Source organism: Herbaspirillum sp. VT-16-41 (assembly GCF_001994935.1).
GTDB lineage: Bacteria > Pseudomonadota > Gammaproteobacteria > Burkholderiales > Burkholderiaceae_D > Herbaspirillum > Herbaspirillum frisingense.
Genome location: NZ_MUXB01000106.1, coordinates 115,964 through 138,654, shown reverse-complemented (window position 1 = coordinate 138,654; position 22,691 = coordinate 115,964). Strand labels below are relative to the sequence as shown.

Below are 22,691 nucleotides of genomic sequence, written 5' to 3'. Positions count from 1 at the left end.
TGGTGGGTGTTGAGGTAAGGGGAACTGGAGTTATACGATTGCCGCGTTCATAAGAAAAATTAGCTTTTTGAATCTTTCACATTCGGTTTTCTTATCTATGTGCTAGGCGTGTGAACCTTCTTCGCCGCAGGCAATAGCTTCTGATTAAAAATAGTTCGTGGGACCCATCGTTTTGTTTCATGATGACGGCCACACCCATTTAACCGGAGGTCGCGCATGCGAGCCACGCAAGTCTCCAAGATGGAGTTCAAGGCCAAGGCGGTAGAGTATTTCCGACAGGTAGAAACTTTGGGCGGGAGTATCGTCATTACCGATAACGGTAAGCCGACGCTTGAGGTACTGCCTTTTCGCGGCGCTGGGCGCAAGCCGCTGGACATTCTGGCAGGCTCGGTGCTGCGCTATGAGGACCCAACACGCCAAGTGGATGTTGAGTGGTGAGGGAACGGTAACTCAAATGATGGGGGCAGGCGCCAAGCGATCCGCGCCTACTTCCCCGTCAAGGCCCTCTGGTAATCCGGTAATCCGACCGCCGCAGCGGTCGGCTGATCATGGCAGATCAGTTCAGTATCGTGCAGATCAGATGCCCCCCATGCACAGATACTTCACCACCAGATAATCATCGATACCATAGTGGGACCCTTCGCGGCCCAGGCCGGATTGCTTGACGCCGCCGAAGGGAGCGACCTCATTGGAGATGAGCCCGGTATTGATGCCCACCATGCCCGATTCCAGGCCTTCGGCCACGCGCCAGATGCGGCCGATGTCACGTGAATAGAAATAGCTGGCCAGGCCGAATTCGGTGTCGTTGGCCAGGACCACGGCTTCGTCGTCGGTCTTGAAGCGGAACAGCGGGGCCATGGGGCCGAAGGTCTCTTCGCGAGCGACCTGCATGGCCGGGGTGACGTCGGCCAGCACGGTGGGCTCGAAGAAGCCATGGCCCAGCGCGTGGCGCTTGCCGCCCAGCAGTACGCGGGCGCCCTTGGCGACGGCGTCGGCAACGTGCTGTTCGACCTTCTTGACGGCCTGTTCGTTGATCAGCGGGCCCTGGTTCACGCCGTTCTCCATGCCATCACCCACCTTCAGCTTCCTGACCGCTTCCACCAGCTTGGTGGCGAAGGCATCGTACACGCCGTCTTGCACGTAGATGCGGTTGGCGCATACGCAGGTCTGGCCGGCATTGCGGTACTTGGAGGCGATGGCGCCTTCGACGGCGGCATCCAGGTCGGCATCGTCGAAGACGATGAAGGGGGCGTTGCCACCCAGTTCCAGCGAGAGCTTCTTGATGCTTGATGCGCTCTGCTGCATCAGCAGCTTGCCCACGCCGGTGGAGCCGGTGAAGCTGATCTTGCGCACGATAGGGTTGGAGGTCATTTCTCCGCCGATTTCCTTGGCCGCGCCGGTGACGACGCTGAACACGCCCGCCGGCACACCGGCGCGCTCGGCCAGGACCGCCAGCGCCAGGGCCGAGAAGGGGGTGGCTTCGGCCGGCTTCAAGACCATCGGGCAGCCGGCGGCCAGTGCCGGGCCGGCCTTGCGGGTGATCATTGCCGCCGGGAAGTTCCACGGGGTGATCGCCGCGCATACGCCGATGGCTTCCTTGATCACGACGATACGGCTGTTCGGGGAGGGCGAGGGGATGGTGTCGCCGTAGGTGCGCTTGCCTTCTTCGGCAAACCACTCGATGAAGGAGGCGGCGTAGCCGATTTCGCCGCGTGCCTCGGCCAGCGGCTTGCCTTGCTCGGCGGTCATGATCAGGGCCAGGTCGTCGGCGTTGGCCATCATCAGTTCATACCAGCGGCGCAGGATGACGCTGCGTTCCTTGGCAGTCTTCTTCTTCCAGGCCGGCCAGGCAGCGTTGGCGGCGTCGATGGCGCGGCGCGTCTCGGTTGCGCCCATCATCGGCACATGGCCCAGCAGGGTGCCGTTGGCGGGGTTGTGAACCTCATGGGTGGCGCCGCTGTCGGCGTCGCACCAGGCGCCGTTGACATAGGCTTGCTGGCGCAGCAGGGAAGGGTCTTTGAGTTGTTGCAGCATGTCGGGTCTCCGTTGGGTTTCCATGTGGGTATCCGGATGGGCGCAGCGTCAGAAGCGGGCTGCGGCCTTGTTGCGCCCGCGCAGCCATTCCAGGGCCAGCAGCAGGCAGGTCGAAAACAGGATCAGGATCGTCGCCAGCGCGGCGATGGTCGGGCTGATGTTGTCCTTGATGCCGGCAAACATCTGGCGCGGCAGCGTGGCCTGTTCGGGGCCGGCTACGAACAGGGTAAGAACCACTTCATCGAAGGAAGTTGCAAAGGCGAACAGGGCGCCCGAGATCAGGCCCGGGGCGATCACCGGCAGGGTGATGCGGAAGAAGGTGCGCAAGGGGCTGGCGCCCAGGCTCAGGCTGGCGCGCACCAGGTTGTGGTTGAAGCCCTGCAGGGTCGCCAGCACGGTGGTCACCACGAAGGGCGCGCCCAGTGCAGCGTGCGCCAGGATCAGGCCGAGATAGCTGTCGGCCAGGCCGATGCGGGCAAAGAAGAGGTACACCCCCACGCCCACGACCACCACCGGCACGATCATGGGCGAAATCAGGATCGCCATCAGGATGCCCTTGCCCCGGAAGTCGGCCTTGTTCAGGCCGACCGCAGCCAGCGTGCCCAGCACGGTGGCGATGACGGTGGCGGCCGGGGCGACGATGAAGCTGTTCCTGGCGGCACGGATCCAGTCGTCCGAGGTGAACAGGTTCTCATACCAGCGTAGCGAGAACCCCTTGATGGGATACATCAGGAAGCTGCTGTCGGAAAACGACAGCGGGATCATCACCAGAATGGGCAGCACCAGGAACAGCAACACCAGCAGGTTGAAGCTGCGCGAGGCAAAGTACCAGACCCGTTCGACGAGCGAGGTATAGGGTGGAAAGAGAGGCGGTTTGTTCATGGCGGGTTTCCTGGATTCATCGATGGCAGCGCGGCAGTCGGTCGGTGCAAGCTCATCCGATGCCAACGTCCACCTTGGCGAAGCGGCGGTAGACGCTGTACAGCACCAGGGTTGCGGCCAGCAGCAGGGCGCCCAGCGCGCAGGCCATGCCCCAGTTGATGGTGGTATTGATGAAGTAGGCGATGAAGTAGCTCACCATCTGTTCGTTGGGGCCGCCCAGCAGGGCCGGAGTGATGTAGTAGCCACCAGCCATGATGAACACCAGCAGCACGCCCGCGCCCACGCCCGGATAGGTCTGCGGCACATAGACGCGCCAGAATGCGGCGAACGGGTGACTACCCAGCGACACGGCCGCCTTCAGGTAGGTCGGCGGCACCGACTTCATGACGCTGTAGAGCGGCAGGATCATGAAGGGCAGGAGGATGTGGGTCATCGAGATATACACGCCTACCCGGTTGAATACCAGTTCCAGCGGCGACTGCGTCAGGCCGGCCAGCATCAGGGCCTTGTTGACCAGGCCTTCCGACTGCAGCAGCACGATCCAGGCCGCCACGCGCACCAGGATCGAGGTCCAGAAGGGGATCAGCACCAGGATCATCAGCAGGTTGGCGCGGCGCTCCGACATGGTGGACAGCCAGTAGGCCAGCGGATAGGCCAGCAGCAGCGTGATCAGAGTGACCACCGCGCTCATCCATAGGGTGCGGCCGAAGATGGTGCGGTAGATGGCTGATTCGGGCGCGGCAGCTTCGATGTCGCCGAAGACGTTCTGGCGCAGGTCCAGCGAGGCCAGCAGGTAATAGGGTGAATAGACCGAGCCGTTCTGGGCGATCACGCGCCAGATGTCCGGTTGGCCCCAGAGCGGATTGAGGGCGATGATGGCCTCGCGCGCGGCGGCCGGCGCCAGCGGCTTGCCGTCGGCGTCGCGCAGCGGCATGGCGCGGGTGGTACCCATCACCAGCGAGCGCGAGCCGGCGATTTCGATATTGAGACGGCGCGCCAGGTTGCCGGCGGTGGTCTCTTCCTTGGCGCGGGCCAAGTCTTCGGCCAGGGCGGCGTAAGCCTGGTCGGGCAGGGCGGCCTTGCGGTCCCAGCGCGACAGTACGGCCACCGTCTGCGGCAGGGTAGCGGCGACTTCGGGATTTTCCACGGCGCGCTGCAGCAGCGCCACGATGGGGGCCACGAAGGTCAGCAGCAGGAAGATCGCCAGCGGGGCGATCAGTGCCAGCGCACCCAGTCGCTTGCGGGTCTGGGCGGCGTGCAGTTCACGCTTGAGTTGCTGCGGGTCGGGTTCGGCCAGGGGCATGGCGGCGGCGGTGCGGGTGGCGATGGTGGTCATGTCTCGGTAATCCGGTGGCAGCAGTTTCAACACAACAGTTCTTGGAAATCAGCGCGCCGTTGCGGGACGCATGCAACTGCTGCTGCAATACCCGCTCCCGTTCGGACTGAGTAGGCCCAGCAAGGGCCGTATCGAAGGCGCACAGAGGTGGGTGCCTTCGATACGCGGCTACGCCGCTACTCAGGACGAACGGGAGTGGGAGCGCGCAGCTGCATGGGGCCTGTTACTTCGCGATCCAGGCGGCGAAGCGTTGCTCCAGCTCTTCGCCGTGGTCGGTCCAGAACTGCAGGCTCAGTTGCACGGCGTCCTTGGCATTGGCCGGCGAGGTCGGCAGGTTGCCCAGGGTCTTGGCGTCCAGCAGCTTCAGGGCGCCCTTGTTGACGGGGCCATAGGCGATGTTGTTGGCATAGACCTTCTGGTTCTCAGGCTGGCTGGCGAAACTGATGAACTTCTCGGCCAGGGCCTTGTTCGGCGAACCCTTGGGGATCACCCAGTAGTCCAGGGTATAGACGCTGCCGGTCCAGACCACCTTGAGGTTCTTGCCTTCGCGCTGGGCAGCATCGATACGGCCGTTGTAGGCGTTGGCCATGACCACGTCACCCGAGGCCAGGAACTGTGCCGGCAGGGCGCCCGCGTCCCACCACTGGATGTTGGGTTTCAGCTGGTCCAGTTTCTTGAAGGCGCGATCCACGCCTTCCTTGGTGGCCAGCACCTTGTAGACGTCCTTGGTCGGCACGCCGTCGGCCATCAGGGCGAACTCCAGGTTGTACTGGGCGCTCTTCTTCATGCCACGCTTGCCGGGGTATTTCTTGGTGTCCCAGAAATCGGCCCAGCCGGTCGGTGCGGTCTTGAGCTTGTCGGCGTTGTAGGCCAGCACGGTGGACCAGACGAAGGCGCCCATGCCGCATTCGCTGACGGTGGCTTCGGGGATGTAGTCGTCCTTCTTGATGGTCTTGGCCAGGTCCAGTTTTTCGATCAGGCCATCGTCACAGGCGCGGTTCAGGTCGCCGCCATCGATTTCCACCACGTCCCAGCTGACCTTCTTGGTTTCGACCATGGCCTTGACCTTGGCCAGTTCGCCGTTGAATTCGGCGGTCACGACCTTGGTGCCGGTGCTCTTCTGGAAGGGTTCGACGTAGGCGACCTTCTGCGCGTTGCCATTGGCGCCGCCGAAGTTGACCAGGGTCAGTTCAGCGGCAGAGGCCGCGCCGGAAAGCAGCAGGCCCAGGGCGAGCGGGGACAGCAGGGCGGGTGTCAGGCGTTTCATTGTTGTTCCTCGTTGGTTATCGTGCTTGTTGACTGTGTGACGTTGTTGCGCTGGATCGGACTTCATGGGCAATCTGCGTTGCCTGGAAAACTAACAAATGGAACTGCAACATCAAGGTACGGCGAAACAAAAAACTAAGTAAACGGGAAGAAATCGGGGAAGTCAGAGGAAGCAGCGCAGGCGATCCTGCGCGATATGCAGCACCACGCTGCTGCCCTCGGTCAAGCCGGCCAGCGCCGGGTCGGACAGGGAGAGCTTGACGAAGCAATCTTCCTGCTCCGTGACGGTGCACCGTACGCGCACGTGATCGCCGAAATAGATCAGGCCGCCGATGGTGGCGCGCAGGCTGTTGGGTTCGCTGCTGCCGCCTGCGGCCAGGCGGATGCGTTCTGGACGCACGCAGGCGGTGATGGTCTGGCCGGCGTGCGCGCGGTGGACATTGAGACCGGTCAGCACGGTGCCATCGGCCAGGCGCACGGTACAGTGCTCGCCCTGTACCGATTCCACGCTGCCCTTGAAACGGTTGTTGTCGCCGATGAAGTTGGCCACGAACTGGTTGTCGGGATATTCGTAGAGTTCGGTCACCGGGGCCAGTTGCTGGATCACGCCCTGGTCGAAGACGGCCACGCGGTCGGACATGGTGAGGGCTTCGCTCTGGTCGTGGGTGACATAGACGAAGGTCACGCCCAGGCGCTTGTGCAGGGCCTTCAGTTCCAGCTGCATGTGTTCGCGCAGCTGCTTGTCCAGCGCACCTAGTGGTTCGTCCATCAACACCAGTTGCGGATCGAAGACCAGCGTGCGCGCCAGCGCCACGCGCTGTTGCTGGCCGCCCGAGAGCTGGGTCGGATAGCGGTCGCCGAATTTCCCCATCTGCACCATGTCCAGCGCCTGCTTGACCTTGGCTTCGCGGGTGGCGCGATCCATCTTGCGCACCGACAGCGGATAGGCCACGTTCTGGGCGATGGTCATGTGCGGGAACAGCGCATAGTTCTGGAACACCATGCCGATGTTGCGCTTGTGGGGCGGCACGCGGTTGAGCAACTGGCCATCGAGACGGATCTCGCCGCCGGTGGGAAACTCGAACCCCGCCAGCATCATCAGGCAGGTGGTCTTGCCCGAACCCGAGGGGCCGAGCAGGGTCAGGAACTCGCCACGGCGAATCTCCAGGTCCAGGCTCTTGACGATCAGGTTCTCGCCGTCATAGGTCTTCTTCACGCCACAGAATTGCACCAGCACGTCGCTGTTGCTGTCGGCCGTCGCTTGTTGCTGGGGTGCCTGCTTCATTGCATAAGCTGCCATCATCGATCCTCTCTCTATGCGGGGCCGGATTCGTCGCCCGGCCCGTCTACCCTGTTACTGATCTGCTACTGATCCTGCAGCTGCCCTGCAATGCAAATCTCAGGCCAGCTTGATGGCTGCGGCCAGGATGCCCAGCGCTTCGTCCATGACGGCATCAGGAATCGTCAGCGGGAACAGGAAGCGGATCACGTTGCCGTAGCTGCCGCAGGTCAGCAGCAGCAGGCCGTGATCCAGGGCGTGTTGTTGCACCTTCTTCGTGTAGTCCGCATCCGGCTTGCCGGTGGCCGGGTCGGCGAACTCCACGGCGACCATGGCACCCACGCCGCGCACTTCGGCAATCTGCGGCACGGCCGAACGCAGTTCCTTGAGATGCTCCTGCAGTTTGTCGCCCAGGCGTGCGCCACGGGCTACCAGCTTTTCTTCCTGCATCACGTCCAGCACCGCCAGCGCCGAGGCCACCGCCAGGGGATTGCCGGCATAGGTGCCGCCCAGGCCACCGGGGGCGGGCGCATCCATGATCTCGGCACGACCATTGACGGCCGACAGCGGCATGCCACCGGCCAGGCTCTTGGCCATGGTCATCAAATCGGGCAGCACGTCGTAATGTTCCATCGCAAACAGTTTGCCGGTACGGCCATAGCCGGACTGCACTTCGTCGGCGATCAGCAGGATGCCGTGCTCGTCGCAGATGGCGCGCAGGCCGCGCATGAAGTCGGCCGGGGCGGCGTAGAAGCCGCCTTCGCCCTGCACCGGCTCCAGGATGATGGCGGCCACGCGGCGCGCTTCGATGTCGCTCTTGAAGAGGCCCTTGACGGCTTCCAGCGCGTCTTCGGTGCTGATGCCGTGCAGCGCGCTGGGGTAGGGGGCGTGGTAGACGTCGCCCGGGAAGGGGCCGAAGCCCAGCTTGTAGGGAGCGACCTTGCCGGTCAGCGCCATGCCCATCATGGTCCGGCCGTGGAAGCCGCCGGCAAAGGCGATCACGCCAGGACGGCCGGTATGGGCGCGGGCGATCTTGATGGCGTTTTCCACCGCCTCGGCGCCGGTGGAGAAGAAGGCGGTCTTCTTGGGGTAGTCGCCCGGGGTCACGGCGTTGATGCGCTCGGCCAGTTCCACGTAGCTGGCATAGGGCACGATCTGGTAGGCGGTGTGGGTGAACTTCTCCATCTGGGCGCGCATGGCGTCGAGCAGCTTCGGATGACGGTGGCCGGTGTTGAGCACGGCGATGCCGGCGGCGAAGTCGATGAAGCGGCGGCCCTCGACATCCCACAACTCGGCGTTGACGGCACGCTCGGCGTAGAAGTCGCACATCACGCCCACGCCGCGCGGGGTGGCGGCGTTCTTTCGTTGTTGCAGTTCCTGGTTGGTCACCTGGGTGGTCATTGCTTGCTCCGTTCTTGCTGCGTTGAGTGGCGCCGGCACGGCGCGGAAATTGCTGAGTCAGGAAACAATATAAAACCCAAGTGGCACTGTAATATAGAGCCAATTTCAAATATCTGATGGTGCCACTTGAAACTCGCCTCCTTGTCCGACTATCTGCTGCTGCGCATCAACCGGCCTTCCTCCAAGGCCGGTCCGGGCAAGGGCCGTGCCGCTGCCGGCCGGGAGAGCGCCGCAGCGAAAAGCCCCCGCACAGGCAAGACCGCGGCTGCCGTTCCGGTGAATCGGCAGATCTACCAGTTGATCCGCGAAGCCATCCTGGCCCACACCTTGCCGGCCGGCATGCAATTGCCGTCCTCGCGCGACCTCGCCACTGAGCTGGGGACCTCGCGCAATACCGTGACCTATGCCTATGAGCAGTTGCTGGCCGAGGGGTATCTGGAAAGCCGCACCGGCGCCGGAACCTTCGTGGCCGACACGGCGCCGGACCAGATGCCCGAAGCAGTGGAGCGCAAGGAGCCGCTGACGGACCCCTCCGGCAAGTCCGAACTGTCGGCGCGGGGTGCGTTGCTGACGCGGCAGGCCGGTGTCGGCGAGCGTCAGTGGGGCGCCTTCATGCCGGGTGTGCCGGATGTCACCTGCGTGCCTTACAAGATCTGGGGAAGGCTGCAGAACAAGCACTGGCGTCGTTCCAATTCGGACCTGCTGACCTATGGCCCCGGCGCCGGTTATGCGGGGCTGCGCGAGCAGATCGCCGAATACCTGCGCGTGGCGCGCTCGGTCAATTGCACGGCCTCGCAGGTGTTGATCACCACCGGCATCCACCAATCGATCGACATCGTGGTCAAGCTGCTGGGCGAGCATGGCGATACTGCCTGGGTCGAAGACCCCTGCTACTGGGGCACGCGCAGCGTGCTCAATTCGCTGGGCATCCAGTCGGTCCCCATCGCGGTGGACCAGGAGGGCATGCGCATGCGCCTGGCCAACCTGCGCCGGCCGCCGCGCTTCATCTGCACCACGCCTTCACACCAGTATCCGCTGGGCATGGTGATGAGCCTGTCGCGGCGGCGCATGCTGCTGGAATACGCCGCGACCCACAAGGTGTGGATCATCGAGGATGACTACGACAGCGAATTCCGCTACGGCGGACGGCCGCTGGCTTCGCTGCAGGGCATGGATACCCAGGACCGGGTGCTCTACATGGGGACCTTCAGCAAGATCATGTTCCCGGGCTTGCGCATCGGTTTCCTGGTGGTGCCGGAATCGCTCTCCCGCGCCTTCGCCACCGGCATCGCCGAGTTGTACCGCAACGGCCAGGTGTTCCTGCAGGCGACGCTGGCCGACTTCATGGCCGAGGGGCATTTTGCGTCGCACATCCGCAAGATGCGGGTGCTCTACGCGGAACGGCTGCAGTTGCTGCAACAGGCCATCAATCGCCACTTCGGCGAAAAGATGACCATCACCGGCGGCGAGGCCGGCCTGCACCTGGTGCTGGGTCTGCCGCAGGAATGCGACGACGTGCTCATCTGCGAGCAGGCGCTGGCCGCCGGTATCGTGGTGCGACCGCTGTCGCGCTACTACATGCATGCCCGTGGTGCGCGGCGTGGGCTGCTGCTGGGCTATGCGAGTGTCCCCAATGACGAGATCGCCCGGGCCTTCGACAAGCTGGCAGCGGTGATCAAGCCGCATCTGGCGTGAGCCGCCTGCAGCAAGGGATTGCGGGCGATTTTCGCTTCTGCGATGAAAGTCTTTATCGGGGCAGGTTCTGGCGGGCGCGAGCTTGCGGACCTAAGATGGTGTCCATGCAAGGCAGGCAGATACAAGCCTCCTGCCTGATGCAACCCTCATGTTCCACAGAAAAGGATTTCCCATGAAAGCCATCGTCTACAGGCAGCACGGCCTGCCCATCAGCAACCCCGAGTCCCTGATCGATACCACCCTGCCCGAGCCCACACCGGGCGAGCGCGACCTGCTGGTCGAGGTCAAGGCGATCTCGGTCAATCCGGTCGATACCAAGGTGCGCGCCGGCTCGCCCGTCAAGGAGCCGCGCGTACTGGGCTGGGACGCCTCGGGCGTGGTACGCGCCGTGGGATCGGCGGTAACGCTGTTCCAGCCTGGTGATGAAGTGTTCTATGCCGGCTCCATCACCCGACCCGGCTCCAACAGCGAACTGCACGTGGTCGACGAGCGCATCGTCGGCCGCAAGCCCGCCAGCCTGGGCCACGCCGATGCAGCGGCCATCCCGCTGACGGCCATCACGGCCTGGGAACTGCTGTTCGACCGCGTGGCGGTGCCGGAAGGCAGCGGCCAGGGACGCAGCCTGCTCATCATCGGTGCTGCCGGGGGTGTCGGCTCCATGCTGACGCAGCTGGCCCGCCGCCTGACGCAGCTGACCGTCATCGGCACCGCCTCACGCCCGGAGACCGTGCAATGGGTGCAGGAGCTGGGTGCGCACCACGTGATCGACCATAGCCAGCCGCTCAAGCCGCAGCTGGAGAAGATCGGCATCCCCGAGGTCGATATCGTCATCAGCCTGACCCATACCGACCAGCACTTTGCGCAGATTGTCGAGGTACTGGCGCCGCAGGGCCAACTGGCCCTGATCGACGACCCGGCCACCCTGGATGTGGTGCCGCTCAAGCGCAAGAGCATTTCGCTGCACTGGGAGCTGATGTTCACGCGCTCCATGTTCCAGACCGCCGACATGATCCGCCAGCATGAGCTCCTGCAACGCGTGGCGCAACTGATCGACGAGGGTGTGCTGCGCACCACCACGGGCGAGCATTTCGGCAGCATCAATGCCGAGAATCTGCGCCGTGCGCATGCCCTGATCGAGACCAATCGGGCGCGGGGCAAGGTGGTGCTGGAAGGCTTCTGAGCCCTCGGGTGCCAGGCCAGGAGAGGCAATCAACCCTGAGCTCAGCCGTCTCGCGGGCCGACGCTTATTCGAGCGCCGGCCGCGGGTCATCCATTGGATGACCCGCGGTGTTGAACGTCGGCGCAAAATATTGTTATTTTGATAGCAAAACCGGTTCGCCCGCCGACCCATGGTAAATTACCGGGTCCGGACCGGTTCATTGCGTCCGGGCCCTTTGACAACCCCGATAGGAACCCTCGTTGGAAAACATATTACTGATCGTCGCAGCCTTCTTCCTGGTTGCGTTGAACGGTTTTTTCGTTGCTGCAGAATTCAGTCTGGTCAAGTTGCGTCAAACGCGCATCCGGGCCATCGCAAAAACACAAGGCTTGCGCGGCCGTATCCTGGCCGTGGTCCACAATCAACTGGACGCCTATCTCTCCGCCTGCCAACTCGGTATCACCCTGGCCTCGCTGGGCCTGGGCTGGATCGGTGAACCGGCATTCGCCCGGTTGCTGGAACCGCTTTTCTCACTGATCGGCGTGACCAATCAGGAACTGATCCACGGCATCTCGTTCGTCTTTGCCTTCTTCGTCATTTCCTTCCTGCACATCGTGGCCGGCGAACTGGCCCCCAAGTCCATGGCCATCCGCAGCCCGGAAAAGCTGGGCCTGTGGTGCGCGGTGCCGCTGTATGGCTTCTACTGGGGCATGTATCCGCTGATCTGGGTGCTCAACGCCAGCTCCAACTGGCTGCTGCGCGTGGCCGGACTGGGCGCCGGCCATGGGCATGACGCGCACTATTCCTCGGATGAACTCAAGCTGATCCTGCGCGCCGGTGGCAAGAGCGGCAAGAGTGGCAAGTTCACCCGCGACGAATGGAACATGCTGGCGCAGAGCCTGAACTTCGCCGAACTGGACGTGGCCGACATCATGCGCCCCGCCAGTGAAATCGTGGCCCTGGGCGATGACAAGACCCAGGAAGAAAACCTGGACATCATCTACCGCAACCGCTATTCGCGTTATCCCTACTTCGACGCCGAGCGCCAGCAGGTGCTGGGCCTGGTCCACCTGAAGGACGTGTTCCTGGCACAGCAGGATGGTCGCGCCATCGGCAACCTGAAGGATTACCTGCGCCCGGTGCAGTTCATCTCGCCCGCCTTGCCGGCACTGGACCTGCTGCGCCGCTTCCGTACCGGCACGCCGCACTTCGCCGTCATCGGCAAGAAGGGTCAGCCGCCGCAGGGCTTCATCACCCTGGACAATATGCTCAGCCTGCTGGTGGGTGAGATCCGCGACGAATTCCGCCACAACACCGGCGAGTGGACCCGCCAGGACGACGGTACCCTGCTGGGCAAGGGCAGCCTGCCCATCGTCACGCTGGAGAACATGCTGGGCATCGACATCGAGTACGACGACAGCATCGACTCCGTCGGTGGCCTGGTGATGGAGAAACTGGGCGACCTCCCCAAGGAAGGCCAGAAGATCGAGTTTCCCGCCTTCGACGTGGTCATCAAGCGCATGTCTGGGCCGAAGATCGTGCTGGTGAAGGTCTATCCGAAGATGGTGGAGATGCGGGAGTAGGTCTGTGCCTGATTGAGGACCACGCCGGCCCTTGCACCGGGAATGCCGTTCAGTGTCGTGCTGGACGGCATTTTTTGTTTCAGGGGCGGGGAGGGGGCTTCGATAGCGCCGGTGCAGCGGCTACGCCAGCTCCAGCTCCAACTCCAGCGGCGCCATGCCTTAGCGCGATGCCGCTGCCGTGAAGCTGGCCGTCTGCAATAGCATCGCTCGCGCAGAAGGATCGGCGGCTTGGAATTGTCGGATCAATTTGTCCACTTCCCGCTCCAGCAGCGTGGTGGCGACGTAATCGGTCTCGCCGCTAAGCAGCCAGTTGATATCGATGCCGAACTGCTCGCGCATGCCGCGCAGCAGCTTGGCACCGGGTATGCAGTGGTCGCGTTCGACCTGGCAGATGTGGTTGGATGCAGTGCCCAGCGCAACGGCGAACTGGCGCTGGCTGATACCCAGTTGCAGGCGAACGGATTTGAGCCGTTGCCCGAGAGATGCTCTGCATGGACTCATGCCTTGCTCCGAATGGATGGGGGCCCCTCCCTGCGCTATGTTCTCATCCAGCATGCGGTGCTTGCTGTGGCTGCTCATGGTCGTATGTTGTCTGTGCCTGAGATACTGAAAGCGTCCATCGGATGGTTACGTCTGCTTCACTGCAACCCCGGCTTACACACCAAACAGCGTATGTGTATTGGCCGGGTTGTAGGCGACGTTTTGCAGCTGCAGCGAGTAGGTCTGGGTACCCGCACCGGCGCCATCAAGGTCGATCACCAGCCGGGTGCCCATGCCGCCCTGGATGGGAGCGACTTCCTTGACGAACTTGTCCAGGTTCAGCGCATCGACGTTCTTGTCGAACACGGCCAGCTTGTCCACACCGAGAGAGAAATCGGTGACGGTGGCAGCGAAGTTGCCCTTCTTGCCGAAGGCACCCAGGCTCAAGGTGTCATAGCCGCCGTTGGTCTGGATCAGCGTATTGGCCCCATTCTTGGTGGCACCGAGCAGGATGGTGTCGTTACCATTGCCACCGCGCGTATCACCCAGCGATTGGGCCGCCCAGAACGAACCCAGTTTCAGGCCACCGATGCTGGCCGTCGCCCCATTGTTGTTGCCGGCGGTGATGTTGGTTGCCGTGAAGCTCAGATCGTCATAGACGCCCGGCGCCAGCAGATTGGCTGCGGAAGCCAGGGTGAAGTTGCCTGCCTTGACGGTGTCGAAGGCCAACACCTTGTCGCCCGCCTTGACGGTGACCAGATACTGGTCCGACGCACCGGCACCGCCGACCTTGCCCGAGAACACCAGGCCGCGCTCGCTGCTGCCCGGCGATGCGGCGGTGCCGTTTTCGGTGATGGAGGCGTACTGGGTCGTCGAGTCGTTGAGCAGCTTGGCAGCGGCCTGGTTGGGGCTGCCGACCTTGAGCTCGCTCAGTACCGGATTGGCGACATTGCCAGGGCGCGCCGGCGTGACCACCGATTCGACCTGGCTGATGTTGCCGGAGACCTCCTTGTACTGCACCTCGATCGTGTGCTGTGCGGCCGACAGGCTGTTGGCCACCTTCAGGCTCACCGCAGCCTGAGGCGAAGCCAGGTCTTCGGCAGTCAAGACCTTGCTGGTCGTCGCATGATTGGCGGTAACCAGCGAAATGAGATCACCGACACTGGCTTTCTTGGCGTCGAACTTGACGTTGAAGGTGGGATTCAGATTGCTGGCACCGGTATCGACCTGATACAGAATCCGGACATTGCCGATGTCATAGTTGCCGTTGGAGGTCTGGGTGAAACCGCCCAACTCATGCATGTCCTGATTGGCCACATTGCCGCCACCCTTGTGGTTGAGCATTACGCCCTTGCCGTCCGGGGTCAAGGTGAAGTTGAAGATGCCGGCCTTGACGTAGGGTCCACCCTGATGCGCCAGCACAAAATTCTTGCCTGCGCTCAGCGGCTGGTCGAAGCTTTGATAGCTCTTGAACAGTGAAGAAGTCGTATTGGCATTGCCCGTAACGCCCACGCCCCCCCATTCTGCCGAGATACCCTTGATGGACGCCAGGAAGTTCTGCGCGCTCAACCTCACCCTTGTCCAAACTACTGCCAATCCCACTATGTTCTATTACGGCTGTTTCTCTGCCAAATTCGTAGCGACTCACGACTTTAAGGTTCGTCACATCATTGATCTCCCAAGTTCGGATGCCGAAGAAGTCGACGGTTCGCGTCGGTTCAAAGTAGAGTTCATTTGATCGTGCTAACTGCGGGCCATTCCCTGAAAGCGTGAATTTGATGGAATCTGGATACATATCAGCCGGTGAACTAAGTTTCGCCGACGGAGCGAAGCTCGTACCAACAGAGAGATCGTTGCTAGTCACGTAGCGCTGAGATATCGGTTCCCTCTCCGATTTTCCCAAATCCGGAGTGAACCGCATGGCCGACGTATTTTCGCCTTCAAAAAACCAGTCTAACTCTGCGCTGAGGTTACCCGCCAGATCTTCTTGTTGTATGAATAAGCGGTTCGCCTTAGGCATCGCACTAATTCTCAGCGATGGTAGGACGTTCTGGTGTGATCGCGTGCCGTCTGCGAGAGGAACTTCTGTCGCTAGATATTGCGCAGGTGCACTGATCGCTTCCCACGCGGAAGGAGAGTTGAGCGCAGACTTACTGTCTCGAGAGAAATTTTTCTCCCGATACCATTCGTCAGTACTACTTAGGCGTGAGATGAGATATCCTCCGCCGACTTGTGCCCACAGATACCAAGTTTCTCTGGAGCTGACCATGCTATACGCCTCGCGGGCGGTATCCAGCACCGCTTTGCCCGTAGGGGAGAAATCGCCGCTGAAGCTCTGCTTCAGATTTTGTGTTTCTGCAGCCGACAAAGCGAAGTATTCGCCATTGGCAGAACTGGTGCTGCCGTCCACCTTGGTCAGCCCTGAGATATGACGTTTCCATTGCAGAGGGATTTCCCAAATACCGTCCTTCTGCGACGCCTGGGTGCTCAATCGTAGAAAGTCGCCGTCGCGAACGTTCACGCGCGCCCCTGTCTCCGCTGTCCCTGTCAGCAGCACCTGGCCGGTATCGAAATCGTTTTTAGCCGAAATCGGGGCCGCCGCGACCGTATCCAGAATGAAATCAAGCTGACTGGTACTCACCTTGCCACCCTTGTCCTCAACCCTGACGATCACCGACTTTGCGCCATCGCCACTGACCACAATCGTTCCACCGGGACCGGTCTTCTGATCGCTCCATTGCTTGCCGCCGTCGGCGCTCCATTGCCAGCTTGCATCGGCAGCGATGCCGCTGACATTGACTTGGCCGTTGTTGGTGACCTTGTCGGACTTGCTGAAGCCACTATCGACGGCCAGTTCCAGCTTGGCACCTTCTATCTGGATCGCAGATGCCTGCGCGACATCCTTGGCCGTCTCCACCTCCGCGGGTGCTTTTGCGGGGCTTCTCGGAATAGTCACAAACGTGGGCTGGCTGATATCCGGTAGGACACCGGCTTGCCAACTCATGCCCATCCCGAGGCACTGCACGCGTTTTGCAGAATCATGCGGGCGCGTCTGCGGGACAGGCGTTTCCCCTTCCTGTGGGCGGCATGGCGAGGGCGCCATTGCCTTTATGAAAAACTCTGTGGGTGCGGTGCGACTGGTAGCGGTACTTGCATCGGCTGGAAGTCACTACGGGTGGATGTTGGATGCGGTCCGTGCTGGTCTTTCGGTGCACGGGTGCCAGCGACGGCGGCGACGATACGTCATGGGGGCGACCGGCGTCAGCGGATCGAACGAAATCAAACACCGGTATCGAAAAAAGTTTGCGCCGCTACCCACCGTTGGTGATGGGTAGCGGCGCAGCCGCGTTCCTAAGGATCACGTCAGAAAAACAGGCGAGGCCCCTCGGTTTGCTCTCAGGTCGACTACCGCCATGGCGAATTACAGGCCAAAGATGCTCTTCGTATTGGCCTCGTAGTTGAACGGAACCGTCGGCAAGTACAGCGTGTACTTGTCCGTCCCCGCGCCGCCGCCATCCAGATCGATCACCAGTTTGGTGCCTCGCGAACCGTCGTTGCTTTGGTCCGCCTGCTTGGCAAACTGCCGCCAGTTTTCACTGGTGATGATCTGGTAGCCCAGACTATTGTCGCCGTTGCGCTGTAGCACCTTGACCGTGTCCTGGCCCAACTGGAAGTCGGTGATCGTGGCCTCCATGCTGGTGCCGGCGTTGTTGGACTTGCCAACGATCAAGCTGTCCTTGCCGCCACGGGTCGTGATGGTGGTGGCCCGGCCGTCCTTGGTCGTCCCCAGCAGGATTTCGTCGTTGCCGTCTCTGCCGACGACGTTCTCCAGCTTCTGCGGCAACCAGTAGTAGCCCAACCTGAGGTCTCCGACGGTGGTGCTCTGCCCATTGCTGGCACTGCCGGGGGTGAGCTCCGTGGCGGTGAAGGCGAGGTCGCTATAGATGCCGGGCTTGAGCAGGCTGGCGGCGGTCTTGATTTCAAAGGTGCCGGTACCGCTGGCAGCGCCCAGGTCAATGGTGTCGAATCCGAGCAGCTTGTCGCCAGCGGTGGCTTTCACCAGATATTTGCCGGTGGACGTTTTGGTGCCGTCCGGGTTCACGGTGCCCAGCGTTCCCGTGAAGGTCGGGCCCTGATCATAGACGGCCACGCCACGGTCACCCGGAATGCCTGCATCGACGACGGTGGCATAGTCGGTGGTGGAGCTGTTCAAGTTCTTCAGCACGCTCTTGCCACCTACGCCCGGCTGCTTGACCTGCAGGTTGCTCAGGAAGGGCTTGGCAATCGAATCAATAGTGAACTCAATTTTCTCCGAGGAAATGGTGGTGCCGCTGGTGCTTTCACGGTACTCGGTGGTAAGCACATGCTTGCCTACTCCCAGGTCGAGCGCCGGCAGAATTTTCTTGCCCGCGATGCGGTCGGCAGCACTCAGAGTAGCAGTAGCGGTTCTGATCGTATAGCCGTTATCCAGGACAGCGAAGGTCGCGCCGACGTCGGCTCTGTTATCAAACTGGACTTGGACCGTGGGTTTGGAGTTGGGCCGTTCTATCGTCTTCTCATAGATCAGGTTGATGTTGCCGATTCCGTAATTGCCGCTGGTGGATGCCCCATCGAACTTGGCATTGTAGAGGTCCTGATTGCTTAGGTCCGCACTTTCGCGGATGCTGCTGAGCACGACCTTGTCAACTCCGCCGATGTTCTTGATGGAGAATTTCAGCGCCACGCTACTGACCTTGGTGCCGTTCTGACGGCCGAAGGAGAGCACCGCGTCCCTGGGGATCGGGGCGTTGAAGCCAAGATAGCTGCGGGTAGCCTCGTCCAGGGTGTCGGCCGCGTTGCTAATGCCCTGCCCGCTCCAGGCGGCGGACAGGCCCTTGATGCGACTGAGGAAGTCCGCCGCCGTCAAGCCGTTAGGATTGTCGATGACGATCTCTTCATCTTTTTCCAATACGGCTGGGTTATTGGTGCCGAAGATATCCTTCAGGTTCAGCACCTCGAAGGCCGCCTGCTTGGGGTCAATCAGGGTGGTGCTCCAGGTGGGTGTCGGCTTGATGCCCGTCAGCTTGATCTCGACCCTGGCGCTGGGGCTGATGTTGCCCGCCTGGTCGGTGAGGGTGGCGTCGATGAAGCGGGCGCTACCGTCCTTGGAGTTGGTCCGGAACTTCAGTGATTCAAGGATGGCCGCAATCTCAACGCGACCCAAACTGTCGCCATTGCTCTTGCTCACGACGATCGACGCAGGATCCGTGGTGGCGCCACTGGTGTTGGCTCTCTTGAGTACCATGGTCAAATCGCGTACGCCGCCGATGCCCAGCGAGAAGGTGGTACTGCTGTCTAAAGATACGCTGGCCGAACTTGAATACCAGATCCTGTCTTCGCTTGCGATGGCTCCGGAAAATGTCAGGTTGAGGCTCCTGATATCCAGATCCACAGGTGCGGCGACGGGCTTGGCGAAAATCCGGGTTTCCGTAGTGCGTACAACGTCCCCCGCGATACTCACGCTCGCTGCAGTCTGAATTCCGTCGGTAGTGGCGTCCAGGTCAAGTACCGCAGGTGGTTTCTTGTCGAAGCGTATTTCTGACGATGAGCTCGGAGCCTCTACCCCGTTCTTTATCAGTGAGGCGGTGACAGAGTAGTTCTTGTCAAGATTGGAGCCAAATTTCAGCGCCCTTAGGATCGACCTGATCGTAACAGTGGTCAGTTCGCTGCCATCAGCCCTGCTCAGCGAAAGAAGAGCGTCCCTGCTGTTGACTGACACCTTGACATTGTTGACGCCCCCAACGGTGTATGAAGAGGTCGAATTGGCGATGAGTGAAATTGCTGCTCTTGATCCAATTCCATCCTCTAGCACTAGCCGCTCATCGGCTGTCAGCGGATTATTGCCGAGCCGAATTCGAATTTCACTGGCCGCACCGGTCGGGGTGACATCCGAAAAGAGTTCCACTTCTCCTCTCTCAGTGGCCATGAAAGTCCTGGTAGCCGTGGTGCGTTGGATTTTGGGCAACGTGCTGTCCAGGTCCAACATCGGACTGGTTTTGGGGTCGTAGACGTTGAACTCGAAGCTGGCGTCCCGAGCGCTCTTTTGCAGAGCGAAATCCTGCAAATTCACTTCGACCTTGAAGAGGTTACTGCCGCCGGTCGCTAATGCTGCATTCCTTATCTTGATGCCTTCGAGGATGGACTTGACCTTATAGCCCATCATCGAGGATCCATTGAACGTGTCACGGATGGTGAGCGTCTTCGAGGCAGTGTCATAGCGATAACTCAATCCGGAAATGCCGCCGATGGTCTGATTGTCTGTCCATGCCTGATCGCGATTCGTCGGCAACTTTACGCTGCCGAGAACGAACTCGTAGTTTTCAGGGTTCAGGCTGCCAGGAATCAACTTCACGTTGATGAACTGAGTGTCAGTGCAGGGTGATGCAATGCTTCATGTCACACCAGTCACATCAGAACCCCAGCGTACGTCCATCCGGATTGCGCGGATCGGAGAAGCCGTCAAAGCCGTCTTCCCGGATCTGGATGGTCTGCGTACGTCCCATGGAGGGCTGCACGCTGATCTTCTGGCCCTTGTCCTGCAGGATCTTCAGGGTATCGGCGGAGAGACCCTTTTCCACGCGCAGCTGGTCCGGCGCCCACTGATGGTGGATGCGCGGAGTGATGGTGGCTTCGGCCACGTTCATGTCGTGGTCGATCACGTTGAGGATGGTCTGCATCGTGGTCGTGATGATGCGGCTGCCACCCGGGCTGCCGGTGACCAGGAAGGGCTTGCCGTCCTTGAGCACGAAGGTGGGCGACATCGACGACAGCGGTCGCTTGTACGGGCCGACCGCGTTGGCGTCGCCACCGATCAGACCGAAGGCATTGGGTACGCCCGGCTTGGCGGCGAAGTCATCCATCTCGTTGTTCAAGGTGATGCCGGTGCCGGTGGCGACGATGCCGCTGCCGAAGTTCAGGTTCAGGGTGTAGGTGGTGGCCACCAGGTTGCCGTCCTTGTCGGCCACCGAGTAGTGGGTGGTCTGGTCGCTTTCATACGGCTGAGGCTGGCCCGGCTTGATCTCGGTGGAAGGCGTGGCGCGATCCGGGTTGATCTTCTTGGCCAGTTCGTCGGCGTAGGCGCGCGAGGTCAGGCCCTTGACGGGGACCTTGGTGAAATCCGGATCGCCCAGGTATTCCGAACGGTCGGCGTAGGCCAGCTTCATGGCTTCGGCCATCAGGTGGATGGTCTGGGCGCTGTCGGCGCCGTATTGCTTGAGCGGATAACGTTCCAGGATGTTCATCATCTGGATGATGTGCACCCCGCCCGAGCTTGGCGGCGGCATGGACATTACCTGGTAGCCACGATAGTTGCCCGACACCGGCACGCGTTCGACCACCTTGTAGTTGCGCAGGTCGTCGGCGCTGATGAGACCGCCATGCTTGTCCATCTCGGCCACGATCTTCCTGGCGATGGCACCGTCATAGAAGGCCTTGGGGCCTTCCTTGGCGATCAGGCGCAGGGACTTGGCCAGATCCTTCTGGACCAGCATTTCGCCTTCCTTGAGCGGACGGCCTTCCTTGAAGAAGATCGCCTTGGACGAATCCCACTGGCCCAGGTGCTCACGCTCGGCGGCCAGGATCAGCGCCAGGCTGCGGCTGACCGGATAGCCCTTTTCGGCCAGTTCGACCGCTGGCTGGATGACCTGCGACAGCTTCATCGTGCCGTACTTGGCGAGTGCATGCGACAGGCCCGCCACCGTGCCCGGTACGCCCACGGCCAGGTGGGTGTAGAGCGAACGGCCGGGGACGACGTTGCCCTTGTCGTCCAGGTACATGTTGCGGGTGGCGCGCTGCGGCGCCATCTCGCGGAAGTCCAGGGCCACGTTCTTGCCGGTCTTGGCGTCGTGGATCATCATGAAACCGCCACCGCCGATGTTGCCCGCATTGGGCAGCACCACCGCCAGCGCGAAGCCGACCGCCACGCCCGCATCGACGGCGTTGCCGCCCTTCTTGAGGATGTCCACGCCGACCTTGGTGGCCAGTTCCTGTTCGGTGGCGACCATGCCGTGCTGGCTATGGACCGGGCTGATGATGTCGTAGGTCAGGTCGTACTTGACCACGGGGGCCGCCGGTGGTGCCGTCTGGGCGCTGGCCGGCAGGAAGGCCAGTGCGCCGCACAAGGGCAGCAGGGCCATGGCGGCGGGTTTGCAAAGACCGGTGAATGTCTGCATGAGGGATGCTCCTGATGATCTGGACTTGAGAATGTGCATATTATTTATAGGAATGCCGTCCCGATGCGATGCGGCAGCAGCCTGGACGACACCGGAAGATTGTAGAGAATGGACCGCATCTGTCCAGAGCCAGCGGCCAGCGTTGGATGGATTATTGATGGTGATTCGTCCATGGATGGACGGGATGCGGCGGACCGATGAGGTGGTTCGCCGTGGGGGGAGGGCGGTAGCGCCAATGCGCAGCAGATGCCGACGAAGTCCTTCGCCGGTTCAGGTACTCTCGCGCACCGCCAGTTCGAAGCCGAGGTCCAGGCGGCCCTTGGCGATATCCTCACCCTTGAGCTGGCGCACCAGCATCTCGGCCGACTTGTAGCCGATGTCATAGCGCGGCGTCACCACCGTGGTGATGGACGGCGTGGCACAAGCGGCCCAGGAGAGGTCGTTGAAGCCGGCGATGGCCATCTGCCCCGGCACGCTGATGCCCTGGCGCTGACATTCGAAGAGCGCACCGAGCGCCAGGTCATCGTTGCAGCAGAAGACCGAATCGCAGTCCGGATGCTGCTCCAGTACCCGGCGCAGCAATTGCGCACCCATGTTGACGGTGGTCGGTTCCGGCAGCAGCACCTCGATATCCGGCTGGATGCCGGCCTCGTTCAGGCCTTTGCGGAAACCCTCTCGGCGCTTCATCATGCGCGGGTCCAGCTGCGCCGCCAGGAAGGCCGGTCGGCGATAGCCGCGCTGGACCAGATGGCGTGCCACCGCCTGCCCGGCGCGGGTCTGCGAGAAACCCACCGACAGGTCGTGCTGGCTGCGTCCCAGGTCGAACATGCGTACGGCCGGGATGTCGCGGCTGCCGGGGCGGGCCTGCAGGATGTCGTGCTGTTCGCTGCTGGAGAGCAGGAAACCGGCCGGCGCATGGGCCAGGTAGGTGGCGATGAGTTGTTCTTCCTTGTCCCGCACGTAACCGGTCTCGCCGATGAGGAACTGGTAACCGGCACCGGCCAGGTAGTCGCGGATACCCGAGAGGGTTTCGATGAAGACCGCATTGGTGAGCGACGGCACCAGCACCGCTATTACCTGCGAACGTGCCGAGGCCAGCGTCGAGGCGGCCTGGTTGGGGACATAGCCGAGCCGGGCAATGGCCTCCAGGATGCGCTGGCGGGACTGTTCCTGCACCAGGGCCGGCGTCTTCAGCGCACGCGACACCGTCATCGGGCTGACCCCGGCCTCGGCCGCCACGTCGATGATGGTGACGCGACCGGTGGCACGGCTGCCGCGTGCGGGGGCGGAAGACTTCGGCTTGGGCCTGGGCGTGGATTTGGGTGCTGCGCGCTGGGTCATGGAGAGCGGGAGAGTGCGGTCAATT

General features: G+C 61.9%; 16 protein-coding genes. 4 read left to right on the top strand and 12 right to left on the bottom strand.

Annotated elements, in window-relative coordinates; all coding sequences use genetic code 11:
- Positions 1-216 precede the first annotated feature (216 nt).
- On the top strand, positions 217-438 hold the full coding sequence (locus tag BTM36_RS13100) for a type II toxin-antitoxin system Phd/YefM family antitoxin (RefSeq protein WP_077236614.1): 222 nt from the start codon (positions 217-219) through the stop codon (positions 436-438).
- A 138-nt stretch (positions 439-576) separates the two neighbouring features.
- Here BTM36_RS13100 and gabD read toward each other — a convergent pair whose 3' ends face one another.
- The 6 genes from gabD to BTM36_RS13070 form a co-directional block, all read right to left on the bottom strand.
- On the bottom strand, positions 577-2,034 hold the full coding sequence (gene gabD, locus BTM36_RS13095; RefSeq protein ID WP_174616849.1) for an NADP-dependent succinate-semialdehyde dehydrogenase: 1,458 nt from the start codon (positions 2,032-2,034) through the stop codon (positions 577-579).
- 48 nt (positions 2,035-2,082) lie between these two features.
- The gene (locus BTM36_RS13090; RefSeq protein ID WP_006465263.1) at positions 2,083-2,916 is read right to left on the bottom strand and encodes an ABC transporter permease; all 834 of its coding nucleotides are present in this window, start codon (positions 2,914-2,916) and stop codon (positions 2,083-2,085) included.
- Between the two features lie 52 nt (positions 2,917-2,968).
- Complete coding sequence (locus BTM36_RS13085; protein WP_039876955.1) at positions 2,969-4,252, bottom strand: ABC transporter permease; 1,284 nt, start codon at positions 4,250-4,252, stop codon at positions 2,969-2,971.
- A 223-nt stretch (positions 4,253-4,475) separates the two neighbouring features.
- On the bottom strand, positions 4,476-5,519 hold the full coding sequence (locus BTM36_RS13080) for an ABC transporter substrate-binding protein (protein ID WP_077236613.1): 1,044 nt from the start codon (positions 5,517-5,519) through the stop codon (positions 4,476-4,478).
- A gap of 162 nt (positions 5,520-5,681) precedes the next feature.
- Positions 5,682-6,803: an ABC transporter ATP-binding protein gene (locus tag BTM36_RS13075; RefSeq protein ID WP_254426996.1), complete on the bottom strand. Its 1,122-nt coding sequence runs from the start codon at positions 6,801-6,803 to the stop codon at positions 5,682-5,684.
- 114 nt (positions 6,804-6,917) lie between these two features.
- The gene (locus tag BTM36_RS13070) at positions 6,918-8,198 is read right to left on the bottom strand and encodes a 4-aminobutyrate--2-oxoglutarate transaminase (protein WP_077236611.1); all 1,281 of its coding nucleotides are present in this window, start codon (positions 8,196-8,198) and stop codon (positions 6,918-6,920) included.
- A gap of 126 nt (positions 8,199-8,324) precedes the next feature.
- Between BTM36_RS13070 and BTM36_RS13065 the strand changes: the two genes are divergently transcribed.
- The 3 genes from BTM36_RS13065 to BTM36_RS13055 all read left to right on the top strand — a co-directional run bounded on the left by BTM36_RS13065 (position 8,325) and on the right by BTM36_RS13055 (position 12,635).
- Positions 8,325-9,893 (top strand): PLP-dependent aminotransferase family protein, encoded by a 1,569-nt coding sequence (locus BTM36_RS13065; RefSeq protein WP_077236610.1) that lies wholly within the window; start codon positions 8,325-8,327, stop codon positions 9,891-9,893.
- 172 nt (positions 9,894-10,065) lie between these two features.
- Positions 10,066-11,073 carry a zinc-binding alcohol dehydrogenase family protein gene (locus BTM36_RS13060; RefSeq protein WP_077236609.1) on the top strand — a complete coding sequence of 336 codons (1,008 nt, stop codon included), beginning with the start codon at positions 10,066-10,068 and terminating at the stop codon, positions 11,071-11,073.
- A gap of 239 nt (positions 11,074-11,312) precedes the next feature.
- On the top strand, positions 11,313-12,635 hold the full coding sequence (locus tag BTM36_RS13055; protein WP_077236608.1) for a hemolysin family protein: 1,323 nt from the start codon (positions 11,313-11,315) through the stop codon (positions 12,633-12,635).
- A 159-nt stretch (positions 12,636-12,794) separates the two neighbouring features.
- Here BTM36_RS13055 and BTM36_RS13050 read toward each other — a convergent pair whose 3' ends face one another.
- From BTM36_RS13050 to BTM36_RS13025, 6 genes are all read right to left on the bottom strand, one after another.
- Positions 12,795-13,136 carry a helix-turn-helix domain-containing protein gene (locus BTM36_RS13050; RefSeq protein WP_254426995.1) on the bottom strand — a complete coding sequence of 114 codons (342 nt, stop codon included), beginning with the start codon at positions 13,134-13,136 and terminating at the stop codon, positions 12,795-12,797.
- A 153-nt stretch (positions 13,137-13,289) separates the two neighbouring features.
- Positions 13,290-14,459 (bottom strand): hypothetical protein, encoded by a 1,170-nt coding sequence (locus BTM36_RS13045; RefSeq protein WP_077236606.1) that lies wholly within the window; start codon positions 14,457-14,459, stop codon positions 13,290-13,292.
- Positions 14,410-16,119 (bottom strand): Ig-like domain-containing protein, encoded by a 1,710-nt coding sequence (locus BTM36_RS13040; protein ID WP_139347145.1) that lies wholly within the window; start codon positions 16,117-16,119, stop codon positions 14,410-14,412. Before BTM36_RS13040 ends, BTM36_RS13045 begins: the two co-directional genes overlap by 50 nt.
- A gap of 417 nt (positions 16,120-16,536) precedes the next feature.
- A complete protein-coding gene (locus tag BTM36_RS13035; RefSeq protein WP_139347144.1) occupies positions 16,537-19,506 on the bottom strand; it encodes a hypothetical protein in 2,970 nt (989 codons plus the stop codon).
- A gap of 58 nt (positions 19,507-19,564) precedes the next feature.
- Positions 19,565-21,325, bottom strand: a complete 1,761-nt coding sequence (gene ggt / locus BTM36_RS13030; protein ID WP_006465275.1) for a gamma-glutamyltransferase — start codon at positions 21,323-21,325, stop codon at positions 19,565-19,567.
- A gap of 270 nt (positions 21,326-21,595) precedes the next feature.
- Positions 21,596-22,666 (bottom strand): LacI family DNA-binding transcriptional regulator, encoded by a 1,071-nt coding sequence (locus BTM36_RS13025; RefSeq protein WP_077236603.1) that lies wholly within the window; start codon positions 22,664-22,666, stop codon positions 21,596-21,598.
- Positions 22,667-22,691 lie beyond the last annotated feature (25 nt).